Raw genomic sequence first — 17,542 nt, 5'->3', positions numbered from 1 at the left:
GTCAGCCGCCGAATACCCGCATCCAGGCCATCACCCAGAACGGGATCGCCACCGCGGCGGCGACGGCGATCACCCCCAGGTAGGCGAGCACGAGGCGAGTGTCGCCCAGCTTGCACCGCGAACGCATGAGCCCGGCCTTGCGCGCCTTCGCGTACCCGGCGATCGCGATGAGCGCGAAGACGAGCACCGCGAGGGGGCCGAGGATGCAGGCGATCAGCGCAACGGTCGTGAAGACGCACAGTCGCAGCGGGTCGAACGACGGCGCCGGATGCCCCACGCTGGCGTCGTGCTGCCGCAGTCGGTGCGGGTCGTAGGCGCCGGGGGTGGTCATGTCACACTCCGCACGGCGAGGGGGCGGCGCTCGCCGCGTTCGGGCGCGCCGCCGGCGGTGGGCTCTGCGACCGGAACCTCGCGCCGTCCGGTCGCGGTCGACAGGCGCGTGCGTGCCAAGGGGGCCCAGGCCTGCAGCGCGCAGAACGGCGCGCACTGGTGCTGCTGGGTCGTCTCGTTCACCGTCGCCACATGCACGCAGCACTGGGTGAGGCGCTCCTCGATCATCGTGTTGATGTCCATGAACGGCTTGACCGTCACGCGCAGCACCCGCTCGCCCATCATCTGTCGCATCCGCCCATGCTGGCCGGGCAGTTTCGAGGCGGCGAGGGTGGCGAGCGTGCCGATGCCGAGGTCGCAGTTCACGCAGATGTCGCGCCAGATGTCGCCCATCGACGGATGCGACAGCGAGGACTGTTCGCTGAACAGGTCGAGCAGCGAGGTCTTCACCGCGTCGCGGATCGCCTTGTTCACGTTCGAGTCGGCGATGCGGTTGGCGAGCAGATCGGGGTTGAGATCGAGGAACGTCTTCAGCCGGTCGTGGCCGATGAGAGAGACCAGCGACTTCCACTCGCCCGCGTCGTCCTTGAGGAAGTAGCCCACTGAGCAGCAGTGCGGATGGCTGCACGGGAGGGCGGTGAGGTCACGCCAGGTGATCTCGTCGTCGGTCTGCGGACCGAGCCGCGCCAGCACACCGGTGTGGGTGAGGCGGTTGTTCGGGTCGATCCCTGCCGAGCGGCCGGAGCCGAACACCGGCTGGATCGTGACCCCGCCCACGAACGGCGTCGCCTGCGCGCGCCGGATGACGTCGCCGATCTCGCCGTCGTTCACACCCAGGGCGGCGGTCATCGTCAAGGTGGTGAAGATACCGGCATCCGAGAGCCGTTCCAGCGCCCGCTCCTTGAACCGGCGGATGTCGGCGCCGCGGTGATACGCCGACGCCTCGGCACTTTCGCCGTCGTACTGCAGGTACACCTCGACCCGCTCGCGGTGCTTCTTCAGGAACGCCACGAACTCGTCGTCGTTCGCGATGCGCAGCCCGTTGGAGTTGAGCAGGATGCGCACCACGGGGCGCGCCACGAGGTGTTCGATGAGCTGCTCGAGCCATGGATACAGCGTCGGCTCGCCGCCCGAGAGCATGAGCACGTCGATACGGTCGTTCTCCTTCGCCAACCGCGCGTCGACCGAGGCGAGCACTTCGGCCAGCGGGGCGATCGCCGAGGCGGCCGGGCTGGATTCGGCAAAACAGGTCGGGCAGCGCAGGTTGCAGTGGTCGGTGATGTCCTCGAGCAGGATGCAGGTGTGCTGCGTCTGCATCTGCGGCAGGCCGTCTTCATAGGCCTGCGGCACCGGCTTGAAATTGCCGACGGTGTCGGGAGTGTGCACCTTGGTCGGGGCGGTCCACTGCTCGAGGTAGCGGAGGATGTCAGCCGACTCGTCGTACATGGTCGAGATGAGACCGTGTTCGGGGCATCCACGCTCCAACCACACGGTGCCGTCGCGGTCGGCCAACCAGCCCGATAGGCGCCGCACGTCGCTGAGCGGCTGATCGGGGCGTTCCTCGTGACACTGCGGGCAAAAAGCGTTCACGTACCGGTGGATGCGGTAGTCCCGCAGTGGCATCCCCGACCCCGTCGTCTGTCCCATGGCGTTCACCATAGAGCCCCGTGCCCCCATCCGCCGATAATCCGGGGCGACTGCGCAGAAATCTCGAAGAATCCGCAGAAAGTCGGAATGCCGCGGCGGAGTGTGTGTTGCATCCGAACATGACAACTCTCGGAATCATCGGTGCAGGACACATCGGCAGCCAGGTCGCGCGTGCGGCCGTCGCCCACGGGTACGACGTGGTGATCGCGAACTCTCGCGAACCGGAGACGCTGGCAGATCTCATCGCCGAACTCGGCCCGAAGGCCCGCGCGGCCACGCCTGCCGAGGCTGGTGCTGCCGGCGACGTCGTCGTCGTCACCGTGCCGCTGCGCGCCATCGACCAGGTGCCGGTCGAGCCGCTCGCCGGCAAGATCGTGCTCGACACGAACAACTACTACTTCGAGCGTGACGGACACATCGACGCCCTTGACCGCGGCGAGACCACCACCAGTGAGCTGCTGCAACAGCACCTGCCCACCTCGCGCGTCGTGAAGGCGTTCAACCACATCCCTGCCAAGGACATCACCGTCGACGTCGCACCCGCCGGCACCCCAGACCGCCGGGCGCTGGCGACCGCGGGTGACGATGCCGAGGCCGTGGCCTTCGTCACCGACCTGTACGACCAGTTCGGCTTCGACACCGTCAACATCGGCCCGCTCAGCGAGTCGTGGCGCGTCGAGCGCGACCGCCCCGCCTACGTCGTGCGGCAGAACGCCGACGAGCTGCGCGCGAACCTCGCGATCGCGAACCGCCTGCCCTGAGCTGCGGCACCTGACGGCCCGCACGTGTTCCGCGTGCGGGCCGTCGCCGTACGTCTGGGCGTACACTTTCCGAGTGCTGTTCGCAGAGAGCGCCCGTGGGGCGCAGGAGGTGATCGTCGGCGCGTTCTGCGCTGACGACAGAGGCTGAGTGCGATCCGGCGGCGGAACCCCGTCACCGGAGAGCGAGCGAACCCTGGCATCCGATCTGAGCGATGCCTGACCTCCTGCCGCGAGTGATCGCGGCCTCATACAGAAAGCACACTCATGCGACCCCTCGACGAGCGCGCCATCCGCGCATCCTTCCGCAACGCCTCCCGCAAGGAGGTCACTTCGATCACCTTCCCCGCTGACCTCGATCAGGTCGACTTCGACCGGCTCGACTACTTCGGCTGGTTCGACCCCAAGATGCCCCGCCGGGCGTACGTCGTCGCCGACGTTGACGGTGAACCGGTCGGCATCCTGCTGCAGCGCACCGAGCAGCGCACCCGGACGCGGGCCCAGTGCTCGTGGTGCGATGACGTCACGTTGCGCAACGACGTGCAGTTCTTCGCCGCGCGCAAGGCAGGATCCGCCGGGCGCAACGGCGACACGATCGGCACGCTGATCTGCGAGAACTTCGGATGCTCAGACAACGTGCGCCGGCTGCCGCCGCTGGCATACGAGGGCTACGACCGTGAACTCGCGCGGGAGATGCGGATGCTGCGGCTGCGCGAGCATGTCGCGGCCTTCGTGCGCGAGCTCGGCTGAGCTCAGGCGGCGACGCCGCGCACGTGAACCCAGGCCGCATCGGCCAGTCGTGCGGACAGCCCGGTGAACGCGGCAATGCTGCGGGATCCGGGCCAGTCCGCCGGGAGCAGCTCGGCCGGGAGTCCGGGGTCGACGTAGGGCAGCACCCGCCAGCTGTCGAGCAGGCGCACGTACGCGGCGAAGGGCGCTGCCTCATCGAGCGCGTCGACGGATGCCAGGAAGCGGTCGTGCTCGGCGCGGAGCGCATCGAGGTCCCACCAGCGGGCGGCGGCATCGCGCAGGGGCACGGATGGCTGTGGGTCACTCGTGCGGAACAGAGTCGCGAAGGGACGGGCACTGGTCTCGTCGAGCAGCGCCTCGACTTCGCCGGCGAGGTGCGCCGGGGTGATCCACAGGCCGGGGGCGACGGTGCCGGCCCCGAGGAACAGCAGGCGGCTGCGTAGCTGATGCCGCACGTCGCGCTGCGCCTCGGGCACGGTGGCCGAGATCAGCAGCCAGTCGTCGCCCGGTGTCATCGTGCGTACCTCGAAGATGCGCCGGTCGCCGCGCTCGAGCATGGGCACGGCGGCGGGGTTCAGCGCGTAGCGGGCACCCGGTGTGGCGAGCAGCAGCCCCTTCTGCTTGACCCGGGTGATCGCCGTGCGGGCAGGGGCGGGCTGGATGCCGAGGTCGCCGAGCAGGGTCACCAGGGCCGCCGACGAGATCTCGCCGCCGAGCGGCCGCAGGTACAGCCCGATCACGGTGCGCAGCAGCGAAGTGGTGCTGCCCGGCCGTGCGTCGATGTCATCGACGACCCGGGTCGCTGGGCTTCCCACATGGGTCGCTGGGCTTCCCGCCTGGGTCGCTGAGCCTGTCGAAGCGTCGTCCCCCACCTGGGTCGCTGAGCTTCCCACCTGGGTCGCTGAGCCTGTCGAAGCGTCGCCGGTGTCGGGGTGGGGCCCTTCGACAGGCTCAGGGACCCACTTCTTCGCTCCCTGGGTCGCTGAGCCTGTCGAAGCGTCGTCGCTCACAGCAACGCGTCCCGCACGGCGACGATGCCGCGCAGGGTCTCGGCGTGCGAGGTGCTCAGCGGCGACAGCCCGAGCCGGATGCCATCGGGGAACCGGAAGTCGGGAATGACGCCCTCGCCCCACAACTGCTGCGTGACCTGCTGGAAGTCGGGGTGCCCGATCGTGATGTGTCCACCGCGGTGCGCGGCGCTGCGCGTGCTGAGCAGTCGCACACCGAGCGGCGCGAGCAGCTCATCGTAGGCGCGCACCGCGAAGTCGGTGAGCGAGATCGACTTCGCGCGAACGGCGGTGATTCCGGCATCCGCCAAGTGATCGAGCATGTCCTGCATCGCGAGCATCGACATCACCGGGGGAGTACCGCTGAGCAACTGGCGGATGTCGCCGACCGGGGCGTACTCGGGGCCCATCGCGAAGATGTCGGCCGCGCTCCACCAGCCGTGGATCGGCTGCCGCAGCACGCCCTGGTGCTCGGCGCGCAGGTAGGCGAAGGCGGGCGAACCCGGGCCGCCACCCAGGTACTTGTAGGTGCAGCCGACGGCGATGTCGACGCCCCACTCGTCGAGCTGCATGGGTACGACGCCGGCCGAGTGGCACAGATCCCAGAGCATGAGAGCTCCGGCATCCTTCACGGTCTTCGTGACGGACGGCATGTCGGCCAGGGCGCCGGAGCGGTAGTCGACATGGCTGAGCACCACGAGGGCGGTCTGCTCCGACAGCACGGCAGCGACATCCTCGGCCGTCACTCCGATGATGGGGTCGGGTTCGATCCAGCGCACGGTCGCGCCGACTTCGGCGGCGATCCCCGCGGCGATGAACCGATCGGTGGGGAAGTTGCCCGCCTCGATCACGATCTCGCTGCGGCCGGGGCGGCCGGCGAGTGCGGCGCGCATGAGTTTGTACAGCAGCACGCTGGTCGAGTCGGCGACGATCGTCTGTCCGGGCGCCGCACCGAGGGCGACCTCGGCGATCCGGTCGCCAAGGCGCACGGGCAGGTCCATCCACTGCTCATCCCACGAGCGGATCAAGCGGGTGCCCCAGTCGTGACGGATGAACGCGGCGACCTTGTCTGGCGTCTCCTTCAGGGGGCGGCCCAGCGAGTTGCCGTCGAGGTAGGCGCTGACGCCCGGCGCCTCGGCGAAGGCGTCGAGGTGCGCGGCGAGGGGGTCGGCCGCATCGAGCCGGGCAGCCTCAGCGGTGAGGTCGCCGGCGAGCACCTGGGTGGCCTCGCGCTGTTCTTCGAGCGGATCGTTCATCTCAGGCCTCCAGATCGGCGGGGGTCAGCGGGCGGGCGAGCAGCGGGTCATCGGACGGCACGAGCAGCAGAGCATCGGTACCGACGGCAGGCAGGGGCGCGAGGGCCGTGAGCAGACGGATGCCGTCGACCCCCGCGGCGCGCAGCGCGATGATCTCGGCCTCGCGAAGATCAATCGGGGTGTCTCCGTTGCCCATGTCGGTGCCGTACAGCACGGTGCCGCCGGCCTCGGCGAAGCGGCGCACGTTGTCGATCGCGATCGCCTGATGCGTCTCGTCGTGTACGGCAAGGGTGGAGATCCATGAGACGGCGGCGACCTGGGCGTCGATCTCGGCATCCGTCAGCGGCTCCGTGAAGGGCGCGTGCGCGAGCATGTCGGCGCGCAGGCGTGCCATCCGCTGTGCCTGGCCCGCGCCTTCGGCGTGCGCGACGACGAGCAGTCCTTCTGCGACGGCGGAGTCGACGATCGCCTGTACGGCGTCGTCGTCGAGTACGGGCCCGGCTTCGCTGTGCGCGACGATCTTCACCACGGCGGCTCCGGCCGCGGCGGCCTCGTGCACGGCGGTGGCGGCATCCTCGGCATCCGTCACTCCCCGCACCGAACCGGCCGGCGCCCAGGCCCGGTCGGACGGATACCCGCCCGGGGCGGTGAGGAAGGGGCCGGCGTACGCGACGATGGGTGCGGCGGTGGATGCGACGCCCCGGATCCATCCCGGCTCGGCGCCCAGATCGAGTACTCTGCCGAGGCGGGAGCCGGCGAGGCGCGCATGGTCGACGAGCTGCAGGTGCACGTGATGGTCGGTGAACCGTCCGGTGATCAGGCCCTCGAGGGCGGGCGTTCCGGCCGGAGCGGGCTGCGGGGTCACCCGGCCGTCGTCGGTGAGGGTGCCTTCGCGCACGACGCCGGCGTCGAGGTAGCGGACGGCGCGCATCTCAGCGGCCGATCTCGGTGCGCACGCTGTACAGCTCGGGGAAGAAGGTCAGCGACAGAGCGCGCTGCAAGAAGTCGACGCCGCTCGAACCGCCGGTGCCGACCTTCATGCCGATCGTGCGGGTGACGGTGCGCAGGTGCCGGAAGCGCCAGAACTGGAAGTTGTCCTCGACGTCGACGAGCTCTTCGCACGCCTCGTAAAGGTCCCAGTACTCGCTCGGGTTCTCGTAGATCTCGCGGATCGCCGAGACCAGCTCCGGGTGCTCGCGGTAGGGCTGGCGCACGTCGCGGTCAAGGATCTCCTGGGGCACGGGCAGGCCGCGGCGGGCGACGTAGCGGAGGAACTCGTCGTAGAGGGTGGGGCGCTCCCACTCGGCGGTGAGCAGGGCGAGGTTGTCGGGGTGGTTGCGGAAGACGCCGAGCATCTTCTCGTTCTTGTTGCCGAGGGCGAACTCGACGGCGCGGTACTGCACCGACTGGAAGCCGGAGGAGTTGCCGAGGTCGCCGCGGAACTGTGCGTACTCGGTGGGGGTGAGGGTCGCGAGCACCGACCACTGCTGGGTGAGCACCTCTTGGATGTGCTTGACCCGGGCGATGTGCTTGAGCGCGGAGCGAAGGTCGTCTTCGGCGAGGCGGTCGCGTGCGGTGCCCAGCTCGTGCAGCACGAGCTTGAGCCACAGCTCGGTGGTCTGGTGCTGGATGATGAACAGCATCTCGTCGTGGTGCTCGGGGCGAGAGACCGGATGCTGTGCGCCGAGCAGTCGGTCGAGGTCGAGATATGACCCGTACGTCATCCGGTCTTTCAGATCGGTGACGATGCCGTCTTCGAGGGCGCGCTCGTTCTCGGTGCTCATGCCCAGCAAAGTATCACTTTTGTTGCGAACGTCACAAGAGTGAAATGCCCTCGGTCCCTGAGCGAGCGCAGCGAGACGAAGGGTGTCACTGCGCGACGTGCGAGCGGATGCGGTCAGTCGCGAAGCAGCAGCCGGATGCCGAGCAGATAGCCTTCCTCGTCGAAGTCGCCGACGAGAGCGCGCTGCAGCATGAACCCCGGCAGCAGTCCGATGAGTGTGGCGCTCGTGGCGGCCGCCCAGCTGGCGGGGGCCTGCCCGGCGGGCAGTGCCTCCGGATGGGCGGCGCCCCATCTGGTCAGCGCCCCGGTGATCGTGCCGCGCATGTCGCCGATCATTCCCTGGATGTGCGCGCGCAAGTCGGAGTCGACAGTCGCCTCCGACCAGACCTGCACGATCGCCTGCGCGGGTGCGTGTGCGCGGACGCCGTTGATGAGCAGTGTCACGATCTCGCTAGGCGAAAGTGGATGTTCGGCCGTGGCGGCCTCGACGACGGCTCTGCGTTCGCCGAGGACCTGGGTTGCCACTCCGCGGATGAGGGCTTGTTTGCTGGGGAAGTAGCTGTAGATCGCGCCGGCCGACAGGCCTGACTCGGCGATGATGTCGGCCATCGACGTCTGCTGATACCCGGCTCGCAGAAAGCAGCGCAGGGCTGCCTGCATGATGTCGCTGCGGCGTTCCTCGCGGCGACTCTCGCTGATCTTCGGCATCCGCACTCCTCCTTGACAAGCGTACGGGAACTGGGGCAATCTAAAAAGAACGAACATTCGTTTTGCAAGGAGTGGATCATGTCTGAATCATCCGTGACCCCCGCGGTGACCCCGTGGCAGCGCGTCGTCGGCACCGGCATCGCTCTGTCGCTGGTGGTCGGTGTCATCCTGCTGGCTTTCGCCTGGCCCTCACTGACGGCGTCGCCGCGCGGCGTGCCGATCGGCATCGTGGGGGAGGGCCCGGCGGCGGAGCAGGTTACCGCGGCCGTGGGCGCGAACGCCGATGACGCGATCGAGCTCATCTCGTACGAGGATCGCGACGCGGCCGTCGCAGCCGTCGAGCGCCGCGAGGCGTACGGAGCGATCGTGCTCCCCGCCAACCCGGCCGCGCCGGGTGCGGCGCCCGAAGTGCTCAAGGCCACAGCCGGCAGCGCCCAGGTCGCGGGCATCCTCGATGGGCTCGCGGCCCGGGTGCAGGACCAGGTCGACGAGCAGATCCGCGCCCAGGTGGAGGCGATGTCGGCGCAGACGCCCGGGCCCGTGACGATTCCGCGCGTGAAGGTCACCGTCACAGACCTCGTCCCCTTCGCCGAGTCCGACTCCACCGGCGCAGGACTCGCCGTCGCGATGTTCCCGCTCGTGCTCGGCGGCGTCATTGGTGGCGTCGTGCTCACGCTGACTGTCTCGGGTGCAGTGCGCCGGGTCGTCGGCGTCGTCGTCTACGCCGCCGCAGCGGGACTCGTACTCGCCGGGGTGCTGCAGGGCTGGGTCGGCGGGCTGCAGGGCAACTTCTGGGCGAACGTGCTAGCCCTGGCGCTCGCCGTCGGTGCGATCTCCAGCACCGTCACCGGGTTGACGTCCCTGTTCGGGCGTGTGGGCACGGGGCTCGGCGCCATCGTCATGGTGCTCTTTGCCAACCCGATCTCGGCGGCGTCCGTGCCGGTGCAGTTCCTGCTGCAGCCGTGGGGCGCCATCGGTCAGCTTCTACCCCCGGGCGCGGCCGGCACGCTGCTGCGGGATCTGTCGTACTTCCCCGCAGCCGATGCCACTGGTCCCTGGCTGCTGCTGTCAGTGTGGTTTGTGGTGGGGCTCGCGCTCACGTCGGTGGATCTGTCGGCTCGCCGGGCAGCAGCGCGTCGCGCCGTTCAGATCACTGCCTGAACTGGGCTGGCGTCTTCGCCGAGCCGCCGGTCGAGGTCGGGCTGCGCCCCGTGGGCATCCGGTCTTCCAGGTCGGTGAAGATGCGGTCTTCGAGGGTGCGCTCGTTCTCGGACCTCCTGAGCGAGAGCAGCGAGACTCCGGGCGTGAGCCTGGCGAAGGGCCGCTACCGCCTCGCTTCGTCTGTGGGCTTGCCGACGACGAGGCGGAGCGGCGTGCCATCGGTCTTGACGGTGCGCGTCGTGATGGTCATGCCTTCCGTGGATCCGGTGACTTTGGGCTCGCTGCCCCGACGTGTGGGCGAAACTCGTTCTGCGGCGTGGTGACGATCACCGTCCCCGACCCGACCTCCACACCTGGGCTGGCCGTTGGGCTGGCGGGTCCCTGAGCGAGCGCAGCGAGACGAAGGGCGTGTGGGGTTCTACGGACGGATGCTGCGTGTCGTACTCCCACGGCCCGCGACACGCCACATCCGCCACGTTTCGTCCCTTGGAAGCTTCACCGACCGCCGCCTCAGAATCCTCGCCCGTGGCGCTACGCCGCCATTTCGCGCAGCGTGCAGCTGGTGGGCACCGCATCAGTGAGGAAATAGGCGTAGAAGATCTCGGCGGCCTCGTCAGCGGTGAAGACCTCGCCGTCGCGGACAGCGGTGCTATGGGCGCCGTCCGCCCACGAGATGATTCTCGTCAGCGGCGCGGACGGGTCGGTGCAGGGCTTGCCGACCACGAAGTGGTGCGGCGTGCCATCGGTCTCGACGGTGCGCATCTCGATGGTCATGCCTTCCGCGGAGCCTGCCGCTTGGAGGAACGTCTCCGAGTATGGGGCGTCGTTGATGTCTTTGCCCTTGGGTACACGCCACAGGCTGTATGCCCAGCTGGAGGCGCCATCCAGGGTGTTCAGGGACGTGCGGATCTGATCGGGGTAGGGGCGGAAATAGTCGACAAGCGGGCCACGGCGTTTCCCGTCGAACATGGTGATGTGGGTGGGGGTGCTCATGGCTTCGCCTTTCGATCGATGACGGTCGTCTCGTCGTCTCGCTCCTCGCTCAGGAACCTTGGGGTTAGAGCGCCGGCGTCCGCCCAGGGGGAGTCCTCCGCGACCCAGGCGCCCCCGATGCCTCAAACGCCGCGGCCAATCGCAGCAGCGCCGAGTCGTGGTAGGCGCGCCCGGCGAAGGTGAGACCGATCGGCATCCCGATGTCGCTCATCAACCCCATCGGCACCGTCACCGTGGGGATGCCGAGGTGGCGCACCGTGAGGTTGCCGTTGGCGATCCAGGTGCCGTTGCGCCAGCCGAGATCGGCGGATGCCTCATTCACGTCCATGTCGGCGGGCCCGACATCGGCGACGGCGGGGAACACGACGGCGTCGAGCGAGAGCCCGTCCATCCACGCCTCCAGGTCGACCCGGCGCGTCTCCTCCAGCCCGCGCAGACCGTCCGGCAGCTCCGGCATGTCAGCGATACCGATGCCGGGGTTCTGCGCGACCCACCCCGGGTACTCGGCGATGTCGTCGTCGAAGCCGGTGTACCGATCGGGCAGAGCACCTTCCGGGTGCGGGAAGATCGCTGTGCCGTCGACATCCGCAAGAGTGCGCAGGGCGGGGTCGCCGTTGGCCTGCAGGAAGTCCTCCCAGCCCCACGCCGACAGGTCGACGATCTCGCGGTGCAGGTACTCGGGCGAGACGAGCCCGCGCGTCGCGATCGTGGGGGCGCCCAGGCGGTCGCCCTCGTAGTTCGACACCACGGGGAAGTCCACCTCGACCACCGTCGCGCCGGCCGCTTCGAGGTCGCGGCGCGCCGCCTCCCAGCGCTCGATCACCGAGGCGCGCGTCTCGATGCGCTGCCCCGTGGGCCCACCGATGCCGGGATTCTCGGCGGTGCCGGCATCCGGATCGGCGTTGATGTACATCTTCGGGATGCCGATGCGGGCCCCCGCGAGAGCGCCTGCTCCTTCGGCCGCGAGAGCCGGGTACGACGCCGGGCGCACGGCGGATGCCGCGGGCAACTGCACCCACGGCTGCGCGCGCCAGAAATCGCCTCGGGTCTCGGCGTCGTCGGCGACGATCACGTCGAGTACCTCGAGCAGATCGGCCATGCTGCGCGCGTGCGGCACCACCACATCCATGGTCGGCACGAGCGGCCAGTTGCCGCGCACCGAGATCACACCGCGCGAGGGCGTGTACGCGCACAGGGCGTTGTTGGTCGCGGGACCCCGGCCGCTCGACCAGGTCTCCTCGCCCAGGCCGAAGGCCGCGAACGATGCGGCCGTTGCCGTGCCTGAGCCATTCGACGAACCCGACGCGAACGGCGCCGTGAGGAAGTCGGCGTTGTACGGGCTCTCTGCCCGGCCGTAGACGCCGCGCTGCATCCCGCCATTCGCCATCGGCGGCATGTTCGTCAGCCCCAGGCAGATCGCTCCGGCAGCGCGCAGGCGCTCGATCGTGAACGCGTCGCGCTGGGCGATGAGATCGGCGAAAGCGGGCGAGCCCGCGGCCGCCGTCAGCCCTTGCACCAGGTAGCTGTCCTTGGCGGTGTAGGGGATGCCGTCGAGCGGTCCGCGCACCTCGCCGGCAGCGCGCCGGCCGTCGGCGGCGGCGGCCTCGGCGCGCGCCTCGGGGTTCGCGACGATCACGGCATTCAGAGCCGTCTCGGTGCCCGGTCCATCGAAGGCGGCGATGCGCGCCAGGTAGGCGTCGACGAGCTCGACAGACGTCGCCTGACCGGTCTCGAGCGCGCGGCGCAGGTCGGCGATGGATGCTTCGGTGACCTCGATCATGCTGATACCTCCAGAAGGGGCTGCTGCTGGGTGATGCAGTGGATGCCACCACCGCGATCGAACAGGGGGCGAGCATCCACCGTCACGACGCGCCGACCGGGGTAGACCTCTGCCAGGATCGCTCGCGCCTCGGCATCCGCCTTCTCGTCGCCGAAACCGCAGGCGACGACGCCCTCGTTGGTGACGAGGTGGTTGACGTAGCTCCAGTCGACGAAGCCCTCCGCATCGCTCAGCTGTGCCGGTGCGGGGATGCCGACAACCTCGAATTGGCGGCCGGCCGCATCCGTCTGCTGCTCGAGGTGGGCGCGCAGTTCGCGGGTGACGTCGTGGTCGGGGTGCGCCGGGTCGCGCTGCTCGTGCAGCAGGATGCGCCCAGGTGAGACGATGGTGGCGACGATGTCGACGTGGCCGTTGGTGCCGAACTCGTCGTAATCGCGGGTGAGGCCGCGTGGCAGCCAGACGGCCTTCGTCGCACCGATCGTGCGCAACATCTCGGCCTCGACGCGCTGCCGGTCGGCGAAGGGGTTGCGGCGCGGGTCGAGCTGCACGGTCTCGGTGAGCAGCACGGTGCCTGCGCCGTCGACGTGGATGCCGCCGCCTTCGTTCACGAGGGTGGAGCTGATCAGCTCGGCGCCGGTGACATCGGCGATGATGCGGGCGTGCTGCGCGGCTTTCTGCCAGTCGGCCCAGGCGGGAGCTCCCCAGCCGTTGAAGATCCAGTCGACCGCACCCAGGGTGCCGGGGCGCTCGTCGTCGATGACGAAGGTGGGGCCGGAATCGCGCATCCAGAACTCGTCGACCGGTGCCTCGATGATCTCGATCGCGCCTGAGAGCATCCGCTTGGCGCGCAGCTGCTCGCTCGGGTCGACGAGCATCGTGACCGGCTCGAACTCGCTGACGGCGTTGGCGACCTCGGTCCAGGTGGCATAGCCCTCTTCGCGGAGCACGTCGGTGTCGCCCAGCGTCTGCCCCTCGGTGGGGAACGCCATCCAGGTGCGCTCGTGTGCGTCGGTCTCGCTCGGCATCCGCCAGCCCATGGCGATCTCCCTCGGTGTCCGGTATCTTATTGACCACATGATCAACAAGTGGAGAGTACCGACCGGATGACCCAGGCGTCAAGACCTCAGCGGGTACGCAAGAGCCCCGACGAGCGGCGGCGCGAGGTCGCCGCGGCGGCGCGCGAGATCGCGCTCGCCGAGGGGCTCGACGGGCTCACCCTGCGCGCGGTCGCAGCGCGGATCGGCGTTGCCCCTGGCCTCGTCGCGCACTACATTCCCAGCATGGACGACCTCGTCGCCGACACTTTCGGCGACATCGTCGCCGGTGAACTCGCCGGCATCGTCGAACTCATCGCCGGTGAGCCCGACGCGGCTGGTCGCATCGGCATGCTCGTCGACACCGTGCTCGACGGCGGGCGCCGCGACGTCACCCTGGTGTGGGTGCAGGGGTGGGCGCTCGGCGCCCGTAACGACGCCCTCGCCGCCCGGGTGCGCATCGAGATGGATGCCTGGCAGCAGGCGATCGCCGACGAGATCGTGCGGGGGCAGCAAGCCGGCGCGTTCGGGCACGAGGATGCGGATGCCGTGGCGTGGCACCTGCTGGCAATGTTCGACGGGCTCGGCGCGCAGGGTCTTGTGCGGTGGCGCGACGATCCCGACCGCACGGCCCTCACACGACGGGTGCTCGCCGGGCTGCTCGACGTCGACCCGGCGGTGCTCGAACGATGACCGATCACGTGTCGCCGCGCCCTGCGGCGGGAGGTAGCGTTGTCTCCGGCTCACGCACCCTCACCGGTGGGCTCCCCACTTCAGCGCCGAAAGGAACGCCCATGGACGCTGTGCGCATGCACGCCCCCTCGCCCGAACAGGCCGCCATCGTCGATGCCGTGCTCGACTACTCCCGCCGGCGCATGCTCGCCACGGATGTGCCGCTGGACAAGCCGCAGAGCGAAGCCGAGCTCAACCGTCTCGTCGGCCGCACCATCACCGATGCGGGCCTGGGCGCGCAGCGCGCGCTGAGCGTCTTCGAGCACATCTTGGCCCCGGCCTGCCTGACCACCAGCCACCCGCTGTACCTGTCGTTCATCCCGACCGCGCCCACCACGGCCGCGATCGCCTTCGACCTCGTCGTCTCGGCATCCGGTTTGTACGGCGGCAGCTGGCTCGAGGGCGCGGGTGCGGTGCACGCCGAGAACGAGGTGCTGTCGTTCTTGGCGAAGGAGTTCGGGCTGCCCGAGGGCGCCGGCGGCGTGTTCGTGCAGGGCGGCACGATCGGCAACCTCTCGGCGCTCGTTGCAGCCCGCGAGGCCGCGAAAGCGAAGCTCATCGCCGCAGGTGCCGAGCTGCCGCAGCGCTGGAAGATCGTCTGCAGCATCGAGGCGCACTCGTCGAACAAGTCGGCCGCGAAGGTGATGGATGCCGATGTGGTGCTGGTCCCGGCCGGCGAGGACGGTGTGCTGCGGGCGGATGCCGTGCGCGACGCGCTCATCGAACACGGTGACGCGGTCTGCGCCGTGGTCGCGACGGGAGGATCGACGAACTTCGGCATCGTCGATGACATCTCGGGCATCGCGGCCCTGAAGGACGAGTTCGACTTCTGGCTGCACATCGACGGGGCCTACGGGCTCACCGCCATGCTCGCCCCCGAGGCGCGGCACATCTTCGCCGGCGTCGAGCGAGCCGACTCGGTGATCGTCGACCCGCACAAGTGGCTGTTCGCGCCGTTCGACTGCTGCGCGCTGCTCTACCGCGAGCCGGATGCCGGCCGCCGGGCGCACACCCAGCACGCCGAGTACCTCGACACGCTCACCGACACCGACGAGTTCAGCCCCTCGGACTATTCGATCCAGCTCACCCGCCGCCCGCGCGGGCTGCCGATGTGGTTCTCGCTGGCGACCTACGGTGTGGATGCCTACCGGGATGCGATCGGTGCGACGCTCTCGCTCACGCAGCAGATCGCCGCCGAGATCGCCGCGAGGCCGGAACTGAAGCTCGTGCGCGACCCGCAGCTGTCGGTCGTCGTGTTCGAGCGTGAAGGCTGGGAGCGGGCCCACTACGACCGTTGGTCGGCGGCATTGCTCGACTCGCAGCGGGCTTTCGTGGTGCCGTCTTCGCACAAGGGACGCCCGAACACGCGCTTCGCGATCCTTAACCCGCTGACCACTTTTGACGACCTGGTGGGCATCCTCGACACCATGAAGTGACCTGTTGGGTCGCTGAGTTCGCACCGGTTGGGTCCCTGAGCTTGTCGAAGGGCCCTGACGCTTCGAAGGGCCCTGACGCTTCGACAAGCTCAGCGACCCAGGCTGGCCTGGCGACGCTTCGACGGGCTCAGCGACCCAGGGTCGTCAGCGGCCCAGCGTCTCCAGCACCTGATCCGTGGTTTGCAGGGTGATCTGCGGCGGGTAGAGCGACATCACCTGGACGGCCGCCGCATGGTTCTCGGCGGTCGAACCGGCGCAGGCATCCGTCACGACCGTGAGGCGGGCGCCGGCATCCGCACCCGCGAGCGCCGTCGAGACCACGCAACAGTCCGTCGAGACGCCGGTAAGCGTGACGAGCGCACCGCGGCCGACGATCGCCTCGATCTCGGCTCCCCACTTGCCGAAGGTGGGCAGGTCGAGCGTCGGATGCGGCGAGAGCCCCGCCACCTCGGGCACCAGCGCGAACAGCGGATCGCTCGGCGGCTGATCGGCGAACGGCCAGGCGGCGAAGTAGTCGCCCCACGAGGTCGAGCGATCGGCCGTCGGCATCCAGCGCGTGATCAGCACGCGCTCACCGAACGCGGGGGCGAGGCGGCGGATGTTCGCCACCGCCTCGGCGAAGAACGGCGACCCCCACGCCGAGTCGGGACTGGCGAAGATCACCTGCGGGTCGACGATCACCAACCAGGGGCGCGTCGACGGGCTCAGCGACCCAGCACTCACGCGGCCTCCTGCCGCCGGATCTTCTCCGCCCGGCCGAACCAGCACACGACGAACCCGATCACGAGGGCGAAGAACACCCCGAGGTTCGCGTAGGCCCACTCGCCCTCCCTGCCGCCGATGAGGAACAGCAGGTAGCCCTGCCAGTTGTTCCACGCGGCATCCTCAGCGAAGAGGTTGACGACGAAGCCCCAGCCGATCGCCGAGGCGACGACCATCGTGCCGATCGAGAGCCAGTCCCAGGCGCCGTATCGACCGTTCGGGTCGAACAGGGCCTCTTCGTCGTAGTCCTTCTTGCGGCGCAGGATGTCGGCGATGAGGATGCCCGCCCACGCCGCGAGCGGAACGCCGAGCGTGATGAGGAAGCTCTGGAACGGGCCCAGGAAGTCGGCCGCGAAGAACACCACCCAAATGGTGCCGAGGGTGAGGATGACGCCGTCGATCGCGGCCGCAGAGGGGCGGGGAATACGGATGCCGAGGCTGATGAGCGTCAGACCCGAGGAGTAGATGCCGAGCACGGCACCCGAGACGAGGGCGAGCACAGCCGTGAGCAGGAACGGCACGAGCACCCACACCGGCAGCAGCGACGCGAGGGCGCCGATGGGGTCGGCGCCGACGGCGGCCATGAGTTCGGCATCCGACCCCGCGAGCAGGATGCCGAAGACCACGAGCAGCACCGGAGCGATCGCCCCGCCGAAGGTGTTCCAGAATACGATCGCCCCATCAGACGCCGTGCGCTTCTGGTACCGCGACCAGTCGGCGGCGATGTTGATCCAGCCCAGGCCGAATCCGGTCATCACCATCACCAGGGCACCGATCACCTGGCCGATGTTGCCGTCGGGATGGGCGAGCACGGCGGCCATGTCGATGTGCGGAATCGTGAGCAGCACGTACAGGATCGTCACCAGCCCGGTGATCCAGGTGAGCACCGACTGCAGCTTCATGATCGTGTGATACCCGAGCACCGAGGCCGTGACGATCAGGGCCGCGACGATGACGGTGGCGACGATCTTCAGCGCCACGCTGTCGCCGTCGCCGCCGAGCTGGGTGATCACCGTCGCCGTGGCGAGCACGGCCATGATCGCGAGGAACGTCTCCCAGCCGATCGAGGTGAGCCACGACACGATGCCGGGCACCTTCTGCCCGTGCACGCCGAACGCAGCGCGGGAGAGCACCATGGTCGGCGCCGAGCCCCGTTTACCGGCGATGGCGATGAGCCCGCACAAGAAGAACGACACCACGATGCCGACCACCGACACGAGCGTCGCCTGCCAGAACGAGATGCCAAAGCCCAGCACGAACGAGCCGTAACTCATGCCGAACACCGACACGTTGGCCGCGAACCACGGCCAGAACAGGTCTCTGGGCTTCGCGGTGCGTTCGGATTCGGGGATGATCTCGATGCCGGCGCGCTCGATCAGCGCGCCCCTCTGCTCGCTCATGTGCT

At 69.1% G+C, this 17,542-nt stretch carries 17 protein-coding genes; 5 read left to right on the top strand and 12 right to left on the bottom strand.

Going from position 1 to position 17,542, the window contains the following annotated elements; all coding sequences use genetic code 11:
- Nucleotide 1 precedes the first annotated feature (1 nt).
- Both WDU93_RS00935 and WDU93_RS00930 read right to left on the bottom strand, forming a co-directional pair.
- Nucleotides 2–331, bottom strand: a complete 330-nt coding sequence (locus WDU93_RS00935) for a hypothetical protein (protein ID WP_337316429.1) — start codon at nt 329–331, stop codon at nt 2–4.
- A complete protein-coding gene (locus tag WDU93_RS00930) occupies nt 328–1,977 on the bottom strand; it encodes a radical SAM protein (protein ID WP_337316427.1) in 1,650 nt (549 codons plus the stop codon). Before WDU93_RS00930 ends, WDU93_RS00935 begins: the two co-directional genes overlap by 4 nt.
- Before the next feature lie 119 nt (nt 1,978–2,096).
- Between WDU93_RS00930 and WDU93_RS00925 the strand changes: the two genes are divergently transcribed.
- Together WDU93_RS00925 and WDU93_RS00920 are read left to right on the top strand one after the other, a co-directional pair.
- Nucleotides 2,097–2,738 carry an NADPH-dependent F420 reductase gene (locus WDU93_RS00925; RefSeq protein WP_337316425.1) on the top strand — a complete coding sequence of 214 codons (642 nt, stop codon included), beginning with the start codon at nt 2,097–2,099 and terminating at the stop codon, nt 2,736–2,738.
- A gap of 264 nt (nt 2,739–3,002) precedes the next feature.
- Nucleotides 3,003–3,485, top strand: a complete 483-nt coding sequence (locus WDU93_RS00920; protein ID WP_337316423.1) for an FBP domain-containing protein — start codon at nt 3,003–3,005, stop codon at nt 3,483–3,485.
- A gap of 2 nt (nt 3,486–3,487) precedes the next feature.
- Here the strand turns inward: WDU93_RS00920 and WDU93_RS00915 are convergent, their stop codons facing one another.
- The 5 genes from WDU93_RS00915 to WDU93_RS00895 form a co-directional block, all read right to left on the bottom strand.
- Nucleotides 3,488–4,300 (bottom strand): PaaX family transcriptional regulator, encoded by an 813-nt coding sequence (locus WDU93_RS00915; RefSeq protein WP_337316421.1) that lies wholly within the window; start codon nt 4,298–4,300, stop codon nt 3,488–3,490.
- Between the two features lie 191 nt (nt 4,301–4,491).
- The gene (locus WDU93_RS00910; RefSeq protein WP_337316419.1) at nt 4,492–5,748 is read right to left on the bottom strand and encodes a kynureninase; all 1,257 of its coding nucleotides are present in this window, start codon (nt 5,746–5,748) and stop codon (nt 4,492–4,494) included.
- Nucleotide 5,749: 1 nt separating this feature from the next.
- A complete protein-coding gene (locus WDU93_RS00905; RefSeq protein ID WP_337316417.1) occupies nt 5,750–6,679 on the bottom strand; it encodes a hydrolase in 930 nt (309 codons plus the stop codon).
- Nucleotide 6,680: 1 nt separating this feature from the next.
- Nucleotides 6,681–7,532: a tryptophan 2,3-dioxygenase gene (kynA, locus tag WDU93_RS00900; protein WP_337316415.1), complete on the bottom strand. Its 852-nt coding sequence runs from the start codon at nt 7,530–7,532 to the stop codon at nt 6,681–6,683.
- A 113-nt stretch (nt 7,533–7,645) separates the two neighbouring features.
- On the bottom strand, nt 7,646–8,239 hold the full coding sequence (locus tag WDU93_RS00895; protein ID WP_337316413.1) for a TetR/AcrR family transcriptional regulator: 594 nt from the start codon (nt 8,237–8,239) through the stop codon (nt 7,646–7,648).
- A 78-nt stretch (nt 8,240–8,317) separates the two neighbouring features.
- Here WDU93_RS00895 and WDU93_RS00890 point away from each other — a divergent pair, with 78 nt between their 5' ends.
- The gene (locus tag WDU93_RS00890; RefSeq protein ID WP_337316411.1) at nt 8,318–9,400 is read left to right on the top strand and encodes an ABC transporter permease; all 1,083 of its coding nucleotides are present in this window, start codon (nt 8,318–8,320) and stop codon (nt 9,398–9,400) included.
- Nucleotides 9,401–9,931: 531 nt separating this feature from the next.
- Here the strand turns inward: WDU93_RS00890 and WDU93_RS00885 are convergent.
- From WDU93_RS00885 to WDU93_RS00875, 3 genes are all read right to left on the bottom strand, one after another.
- Nucleotides 9,932–10,393 carry a hypothetical protein gene (locus WDU93_RS00885; RefSeq protein ID WP_337316410.1) on the bottom strand — a complete coding sequence of 154 codons (462 nt, stop codon included), beginning with the start codon at nt 10,391–10,393 and terminating at the stop codon, nt 9,932–9,934.
- Between the two features lie 64 nt (nt 10,394–10,457).
- Nucleotides 10,458–12,173 (bottom strand): amidase, encoded by a 1,716-nt coding sequence (locus WDU93_RS00880; RefSeq protein ID WP_337316409.1) that lies wholly within the window; start codon nt 12,171–12,173, stop codon nt 10,458–10,460.
- Entirely contained in the window at nt 12,170–13,210 is a 1,041-nt protein-coding gene (locus WDU93_RS00875) for an agmatine deiminase family protein (RefSeq protein WP_337316407.1), read from the bottom strand. The genes WDU93_RS00880 and WDU93_RS00875 overlap by 4 nt, the downstream gene beginning before the upstream one ends.
- A 48-nt stretch (nt 13,211–13,258) precedes the next feature.
- Here WDU93_RS00875 and WDU93_RS00870 point away from each other — a divergent pair, with 48 nt between their 5' ends.
- Complete coding sequence (locus WDU93_RS00870; protein ID WP_337316405.1) at nt 13,259–13,900, top strand: TetR/AcrR family transcriptional regulator; 642 nt, start codon at nt 13,259–13,261, stop codon at nt 13,898–13,900.
- Between the two features lie 101 nt (nt 13,901–14,001).
- The gene (locus WDU93_RS00865) at nt 14,002–15,375 is read left to right on the top strand and encodes a pyridoxal phosphate-dependent decarboxylase family protein (RefSeq protein WP_337316403.1); all 1,374 of its coding nucleotides are present in this window, start codon (nt 14,002–14,004) and stop codon (nt 15,373–15,375) included.
- A gap of 144 nt (nt 15,376–15,519) precedes the next feature.
- Here the strand turns inward: WDU93_RS00865 and WDU93_RS00860 are convergent, their stop codons facing one another.
- On the bottom strand, nt 15,520–16,098 hold the full coding sequence (locus WDU93_RS00860) for a cysteine hydrolase family protein (protein ID WP_337316401.1): 579 nt from the start codon (nt 16,096–16,098) through the stop codon (nt 15,520–15,522).
- The gene (locus tag WDU93_RS00855; protein ID WP_337316399.1) at nt 16,095–17,537 is read right to left on the bottom strand and encodes a purine-cytosine permease family protein; all 1,443 of its coding nucleotides are present in this window, start codon (nt 17,535–17,537) and stop codon (nt 16,095–16,097) included. The genes WDU93_RS00860 and WDU93_RS00855 overlap by 4 nt, the downstream gene beginning before the upstream one ends.
- Nucleotides 17,538–17,542 lie beyond the last annotated feature (5 nt).

The organism is Microbacterium istanbulense (genome assembly GCF_037204145.1).
Taxonomy (GTDB): domain Bacteria; phylum Actinomycetota; class Actinomycetes; order Actinomycetales; family Microbacteriaceae; genus Microbacterium; species Microbacterium istanbulense.
This window is presented reverse-complemented; position numbering and strand designations above follow the sequence as displayed.